We start from the raw sequence: 4,794 nt of genomic DNA, 5'->3' as shown, positions 1-4,794 counted from the left end.
CCCTACTTTCTACTATGTGGTAGAAAGTAGGCAAAGAGCACATTCAAGGGGGAATCGCATCCCCCTTGAAAATCCCCCGGCGATTTTCTTAGAAGTAGAAACGGCCAATTGCCCTCCGCGGGGCCCCACAGGGGCTTTTACTATGGTTATCACTGCCTTATTTAAGCGGGACCCGGCCGACGGAAGGGCAGTACCCTCAAACCACCGCGCGCCACGCCTTAAAAGGGAAATCGTCAAAATGTGCTCGCACGTTTTGACTGGATTTCCCAAGGCGCGCGAGCTTGTCAATACGCTTAAAGTCGCCCGCCTGCTAAAGGGGGCGACTCTTGACGGGAGGGAACTGTTCCTTTTGTGAACAAAAGGAACCGAAAAAACTTTAGAGCGCATCCCTGCGGGATGCTCTGGCCGGGTCTAACCGCATAAGACAAACCACGTGGCAGCCTTTACCGAATTCACTCGCCCGAAAAGGCGCGGACAGCCTCTTTGAACTGACGGCCGCGGTCTTCATAATTCCGGAAAAGGTCGAAACTGGCGCAGGCGGGGGACAACAATACCGTATCGCCGGCGTCGGCGACCTCGCGGCAGACAGCCATCGCTTCGGACAACGACGAGGTGTCGTAAACCGGCACTACACCGGTGAACGAACGCACCAGCTTGGCGTTGTCGAGCCCCATGCAGACCAACGCCCGCACATGCTCGCGCACCAGAGGCAGCAATACGCTGTAATCATTTCCCTTATCCGTGCCGCCGGCGATCCAGACCGTCGGACGGGTCATCGCCTGCAAGGCGTACCACACGGAATCGACGTTCGTCGCCTTCGAATCGTTGATATACTCCACCCCACCGATCGTCGCCACCGGTTCCAACCGGTGCTCCACTCCGCCGAACGTGCGCAGGGTATCGGCTATCGCAGCATCCGGAACGCCGGCTTTCCGGCAGGCGGCCACCGCGGCCAGCGCATTGGCGATGTTGTGCAATCCTTTGATCCGCATCCCGGAGGCCGAAAACTCGAAATCACCGCACCTCAACACCCCCGCAGCTGCATCGTACGAAGCCGGGCCGGGAGCCCCTTTCACGCAGAATGAGAGCATCTCGGCCTGCAAGCCCTGTCGCACGCGCGGCAGATAAGCCTGGGTCTCGGGATCCTCGCCGTTGCAGACGAAGAGATCGTCCGGGCGCAGGTTCCGGATGATGCGGAACTTGCTGGCGACGTAGTTCTCCATCCGGTGGTCGTACCGGTCGAGATGGTCGGGCGTGATGTTCAACAGCACAGCCACGTCGGCTCGGAAATCGTACATCCCGTCGAGCTGGAAACTGCTGAGCTCGATGACGTACCAGTCGGGCTGCTCTTCCGGTTCAGTTTCGGCCACCTGCAAAGCCAGACTCCGGCCGATGTTTCCGGCCAGTTCGGCCCGGAAGCCGGCCGTGCGCATCATCGCATGGATCAGGGTCGTGGTAGTGGTCTTCCCGTTGCTGCCGGTGATGCAGACGGTGCGGGTGTGCGGCGCAAGGTAGCGGCCGGCGAACTCGATTTCGGAGATCACGGGTATCTCCCGCTCACGAACAGCCTGCACGACGGGGGCGCTCTCCGGAATGCCGGGGCTCTTGACCACGAATTCAGCTTCCAAAATACGCCCGAGGGAATGGGAACCCTCTTCGAAGGCGATTCCCTGTTCCGTCAGGCGCGAACGATAGGGTTCCCGAAGCGTTCCGGCGTCGGAGAGCCAGACGTCGTATCCCTTTGCGGCGGCCAGCACGGCGGAGCCGTATCCGCTCTCACCGCCGCCTAAAATCACTGCCAATGCCATATTCGATCGGTTTTAACGCTGCAAATTTAACGTTTTCCGACGCCCGGTGTGAGGTACGGCAAGAGGTTTCTGCGGAAAAATCCCTATCTTTGGCCCGATAACCAACACACACGTGCCTATGAAATAAAACCGGAGAACTCTTTTTTCAGCCTTTTCTCCTCGGTCTGACAGCGGTTCAGAACTGCGACGGGCCGAGACCACATAAAAAGCGTTAACTTTTATTCTTGCTTTTCGAAACTTCGACAATTTCAAAAAGCCGCAAGGAGTAAAGTGTGACGCCTGCGTAGCAATACGTGGGCTTTACTCTATTATCTTGCGGCATAGGTAGTCGAAGACCTCGAAAAGCGGATAAGCGGTATTGTCCCACGTTTTTTATGTGCTACCGACAACCTTTTTCTTTCCGCCGAGGGACACGGCAATCCACACAAACAAAAACAGATCATGAAAAAATGTTTATTGCTGCTGTTCGCCTCTGTGGCGATGCTCAGTGCCTGCAAAAAGGAAGACAAAAAAGACAACAACGACCTGAAAGGGAGCGTCTGGGTATACACAGAACCCGGTTACACGGAACGCCTGACTTTCACCTCTTCCGACAGATTTACTTATTACGAGAATGATGAAGGCGACACCGAAACTTTAGCCGGGACTTACATGTACAATCCACCGCGTATCATATTGGAAACCGACTATTTCAGTATGAGCGGTAAAATCAATGGAAACAAATTGATAATAGACGGAGAACCTGATTACGTCTTTACGAAGCGATAATATACTTCAATTCGTATTTGTCGGGCCGCAAAATATTTTGCGGCCCTTCGTTTTGTCTCGGAGGCATACAAGAAGAGCCGCGCAAACATTTGCGCAGCTCTTCTTTCAGTTCAAGATCAGACGGAGCACCCAGCTCCCGAGCAGAATCGCCAAGTCCACCCACAGCATGATCTGCAGGAGACGGCGGTGCCGGATCACAAGCAAGGTGGCGCCCAGCGGCAGCAAGGCGGGAAAGAGCAGGAAACTCTCCCGAAACCGGCCTTGCAACAGCAACAAAACGGCACGCTGGGCTCCGCAGAACGGGCAGTCGAAGCCGAACAGCTGCCGGTAGGCGCATGGCATCAACCGTTGCTGTCCGAGGTGTTCCGTTCAACGGCAGCTCAGTTCGCGGAACCAGTCGCCGGCTTCGGAAAGGCCGATGCCGACGCCGATAATGCCCAGAATCACAAAGGCATAGAGGATATACAGTCCGCCGATGCAGATCCCGATGATGGACAACACGCGCCCGGCATTGGCCATCCCGTAGCCGTTGTAGTCGTCGGGGGCGGCAAGGTAAAGACGCCTTGCCTTATTGCCGAGGATCAGGCCGATGATACCCAGAATCAGACCCACGAACCAGCAACTGGTGATCACGGAGAGAATCCCGAGCACCAGCGAAGCGGCGGCGTTCGGCAAGGTGGGTTTCGGAGCGGGATAGTATCCGCCCTGACGAGGCTGGGGCTGGGGAGCCGGTTGATAGGGCTGCCGGAACGGTTGCTGCGGAGCCTGCTGGGGCTGTTCCGGTTGGGATTGGGGCTGGTTTTCGTTGTAGTTTTCCATATCCGTAATCCTTTAGTATAAAGATTTCACAGACAAAACAGGCGGTCAGGCTTCGTCTTCGCTGGCTGCGGCGGCGAGCCGTTCGGCGTTTTCGGCAAACTGGAGTTTGTCGATGCACTCCTGGATGTCGCCGTCCATGAAGGCGGGGAGGTTGTACATGGTGTACCCGATCCGGTGGTCGGTCATCCGCCCCTGGGGATAGTTGTAGGTGCGGATCTTTGCGCTCCGGTCGCCGGTGGAGACCATGGTCTTCCGCTTGGAGGAGATTTCGTCCAGATATTTCTGGTATTCGAGGTTGTAAATGCGCGTTCTGAGTTCCTCCAACGCCTTGTCGAAGTTTTTGAGCTGCGACTTCTGGTCTTGGCACTGCACCACGATCCCTGTCGGAATATGCGTCAGCCGGATGGCGGAATAGGTGGTGTTCACGGATTGTCCGCCCGGCCCGGAGGCGCAGAAGGTGTCTTTCCGGATGTCTTCCATCTTGAGGTCGATGTCGAACTCTTCGGCTTCGGGCAGCACGGCGACGGAGGCGGCGGAGGTGTGGACACGGCCCTGGGTCTCGGTCTGGGGCACGCGCTGCACGCGGTGGACGCCGGATTCGTATTTCAAGACGCCGTAAACGCCTTCGCCGGTGATTTTCAGGACGACTTCCTTATAGCCGCCGGAGGTGCCTTCGCTCTGGCTGTTGATTTCGGCTTTCCAGCCTCGCCGTTCGAAGAATTTGAGGTACATCCGCAGGAGGTCGCCGGCGAAAATGGCGGCTTCGTCTCCGCCTGCGCCGCCGCGGATCTCCATGATGGCATTCTTGCTGTCTTGGGGATCGGCGGGGATGAGCATGAGTTTGATCTCTTCTTCGAGCCGGGCGATGGCGGGTTCGAGGGTCTCGATCTCGCCGCGGGCCATCTCGCGCATCTCTTCGTCTTTCTCGTTGGCGAAGAGGTCTTTGGCTTCCTGGAGGTTGGCGACGGCGGTGCGGTACCGGTCGGCGGCTTCGACGATGGGGCCGAGCTCTTTGTATTCCTTATTGAGCTGGATGTAGCGTTTCATGTCGTTCATCGCCTCGGGAGAGGTGATCTGCTCGGAAATGGCGGCGTATTTCTCCCGAATGCCGTCGAGTTTGGCCAGTATGGTATTGTCTGACATATATCGCGTTTCGTTTCAATCGTACAAAGATAGGCTTTTCGAACCTATTTCCTGCTGGCGCGCGCGGATAGGCTTTGAACTGCCTCTGCCCAATCCTTTATTCGCGCGCCTGCGCGATTCATCTATATTCGGCTACCGCCGAAATAGTTGAATCGCTCCTTTAGGCGACGGCGCGCGAGCTGGTCATTGGCCCCGGCTGGGACTGTTCTCTTTGTGAACAAAGAGAACCAGAAAAACTTTAGAGGATGCTTACGCA

The 4,794-nt window shown here is 56.7% G+C and carries 5 protein-coding genes; 1 reads left to right on the top strand and 4 read right to left on the bottom strand.

The annotated features are described in order from the left end of the window. Positions 1–452: 452 nt before the first annotated feature. Positions 453–1,808 carry a UDP-N-acetylmuramoyl-L-alanine--D-glutamate ligase gene (murD, locus tag QZ292_RS09655; RefSeq protein WP_294601017.1) on the bottom strand — a complete coding sequence of 452 codons (1,356 nt, stop codon included), beginning with the start codon at positions 1,806–1,808 and terminating at the stop codon, positions 453–455. A gap of 441 nt (positions 1,809–2,249) precedes the next feature. Between murD and QZ292_RS09650 the strand changes: the two genes are divergently transcribed. Continuing rightward, positions 2,250–2,576, top strand: a complete 327-nt coding sequence (locus QZ292_RS09650; protein ID WP_294601015.1) for a hypothetical protein — start codon at positions 2,250–2,252, stop codon at positions 2,574–2,576. Positions 2,577–2,681: 105 nt separating this feature from the next. Here the strand turns inward: QZ292_RS09650 and QZ292_RS09645 are convergent, their stop codons facing one another. From QZ292_RS09645 to prfA, 3 genes are read right to left on the bottom strand one after another with little or no spacing between them, the layout of a single operon-like run. Next, positions 2,682–2,918 carry a DUF2752 domain-containing protein gene (locus QZ292_RS09645; protein ID WP_294601014.1) on the bottom strand — a complete coding sequence of 79 codons (237 nt, stop codon included), beginning with the start codon at positions 2,916–2,918 and terminating at the stop codon, positions 2,682–2,684. Between the two features lie 27 nt (positions 2,919–2,945). Further along, the gene (locus QZ292_RS09640) at positions 2,946–3,395 is read right to left on the bottom strand and encodes a CCC motif membrane protein (protein WP_294601013.1); all 450 of its coding nucleotides are present in this window, start codon (positions 3,393–3,395) and stop codon (positions 2,946–2,948) included. A gap of 45 nt (positions 3,396–3,440) precedes the next feature. Next, positions 3,441–4,538, bottom strand: coding sequence for a peptide chain release factor 1 (gene prfA, locus QZ292_RS09635; RefSeq protein WP_294601011.1), 1,098 nt, complete (start codon positions 4,536–4,538; stop codon positions 3,441–3,443). Positions 4,539–4,794 lie beyond the last annotated feature (256 nt).

Origin of the sequence: uncultured Rikenella sp., from assembly GCF_910577125.1 — a bacterium.
Taxonomy (GTDB): Bacteria; Bacteroidota; Bacteroidia; order Bacteroidales; family Rikenellaceae; genus Rikenella.
The sequence above is the reverse complement of the archived record's forward strand: the minus strand, read 5'-3'. Positions and strand labels throughout refer to the sequence as shown.

Bases quoted from the DNA above. Each gene is read 5' to 3' on its own strand.
- murD (WP_294601017.1), bottom strand. From the start codon at position 1,808: ATGGCATTGGCAGTGATTTTAGGCGGCGGTGAGAGCGGATACGGCTCC.
- QZ292_RS09650 (WP_294601015.1), top strand. From the start codon at position 2,250: ATGAAAAAATGTTTATTGCTGCTGTTCGCCTCTGTGGCGATGCTCAGT.
- QZ292_RS09645 (WP_294601014.1), bottom strand. From the start codon at position 2,918: ATGCCATGCGCCTACCGGCAGCTGTTCGGCTTCGACTGCCCGTTCTGC.
- QZ292_RS09640 (WP_294601013.1), bottom strand. From the start codon at position 3,395: ATGGAAAACTACAACGAAAACCAGCCCCAATCCCAACCGGAACAGCCC.
- prfA (WP_294601011.1), bottom strand. From the start codon at position 4,538: ATGTCAGACAATACCATACTGGCCAAACTCGACGGCATTCGGGAGAAA.